2 protein-coding genes are annotated in these 1,697 nt (G+C 55.7%); one reads left to right on the plus strand and one right to left on the minus strand.

The features are described from left to right. Positions 1 to 224: 224 nt before the first annotated feature. The gene (locus AC0L30_RS42810; protein WP_473406773.1) at positions 225 to 494 is read right to left on the minus strand and encodes an antibiotic biosynthesis monooxygenase; all 270 of its coding nucleotides are present in this window, start codon (positions 492 to 494) and stop codon (positions 225 to 227) included. A 606-nt stretch (positions 495 to 1,100) separates the two neighbouring features. Here AC0L30_RS42810 and AC0L30_RS42815 point away from each other — a divergent pair. Then, positions 1,101 to 1,508 carry a hypothetical protein gene (locus tag AC0L30_RS42815; RefSeq protein ID WP_085357631.1) on the plus strand — a complete coding sequence of 136 codons (408 nt, stop codon included), beginning with the start codon at positions 1,101 to 1,103 and terminating at the stop codon, positions 1,506 to 1,508. Positions 1,509 to 1,697: the final 189 nt, after the last annotated feature.

A 1,697-nucleotide genomic window follows, 5' to 3' on the forward strand; every position in this document is an offset into this window, starting at 1 on the left:
AGAGAACCATGGACCCGGCAAGGATGTTCAAGGAGAGCTTGACCTCACGCCCGGAATTAGAGAACAGCCAGGGTCAATCGCGTCACTTTGGCCGCGTGCCGTTCTCTACCGGTCTACCCCTGTGAACGGATATCGTCAGACCGCCTCGGCATGTCTCAATGGGCCAACAGGCGACATGGTACCACCACAGCAAAAAATCCCGGCACTTGGCCGGGATCGATACTTCACGCCTTTTTGGTAAACCAAATCGTTGGAGCTTTCGCCACTCCCGCTTTCTGCATGGCATTCTTCAATTCAGCACTCTCCGCGAAGGCTTGCGCAGCTTCAATCGTGGCAAACTCGTGAGTTACTGTGATGTCATTGGGATTTTCGACTGCTCGGTAGACAGCCTCGGCTGTTACGCCCTTCGCCTTCTGAACAGGAGCAAAATCGTCATAAACTTTCCGCCAGGTCTTGTAGTCGGAAACCGTGTGTCTAACAAACATGGTCGTCATCAGATGTTCCTCCCAGACTGGTCGTAGCAATCTTTCCACGAACGCTTGAAACAGCACTTCCAGTAGCACCAGTATAGTACCGGCCACCGCTTGGAGCTATTTCATTTCCGGGTTGCACTGATGCCATCGGACGCTTGCCCTTTGTCCGATAAAACTGAGGCGTGCTGCCACTTCGCTGATGGGCTAACCCCGGGCGGTCTTGCGGGAGCAGCATCATCGCCTCCGCACTCGACGCCAATAGGTCGTGGCCGCACACTTACTGCGACCCGCCACAGGACCAGTCAGTGATACTGACTTGCGTATTCAGTTGGTCGCAGTGTGAAGTTGCTGACGCCGGGTCCGAACTTCGGGCCTAAGCAAACTGAGGCATTATGCCTCTTGGACGAAACACCCATTTCTAGGGCGCGTCCGTTCTCGTAGAATGTGGTTGCCCTTGAAGCGGGATGTGCCGAAGTCACCGTTCGGGACGAACGAGCAGTACTAGCGCTGTCGGCAGGTACGCTACCCTAAGAGACCGCCCCCTTTTCGGTTTCACACCACGATTTCACATTCCACACGCGCGCAGCTTTTGCGGCGGCTTGTTGCAGTAACCCAGGGAGAAAAGCGATGAGCAAGATCGATCGAAGGTCTGCATTGACATTCGGGTTGGCAGCGGCTTCGGCGGCCATGATAAAGCCCGCCGCCGCTCAAACTACGGGCTACAAGGACACAACTCCGTGGCCAGGTGTGGTGGTGCGTGAGTATGATAGCGAGACACCATCGCTGATCCCGGGTTTTAAGACCGTCTCAATGCGCGACATCATCATGCAGCCGGGATCGAAGACCATGGGGCCCCCGATGATGAATGCCATGGTCTGCCATATCACCGAAGGAGAGCTTCGGCTTGAGCAGGACGAAAAGACCTTTACCGGCAAGAAGAATTTTGTCTGGACCTGCAACAAGGACACAAAGGAGCAGGCGTTCAATGATGGGAACGTGGTGGCGATTATGCGGATCACGGACCTAAAGGCTTAAGGCTCGTTTCTTCGCCAAAAGTCGATTGTAGGAGCGAATGGCGCACGCGACCGCGCGCCGATCGCGTCGGTTTGCCCTCTGACGTGACTTCCTTGTTGCGCCGAATTCTAGATAGTCGTCCGTTAAGAAGCCGAATTGAGCGGGGCCGGACAGGCGGGCGTGCGCCAGAGCTGGATCAGGAACAGGCAC

The organism is Bradyrhizobium sp. MI1.11 (assembly GCF_055811255.1).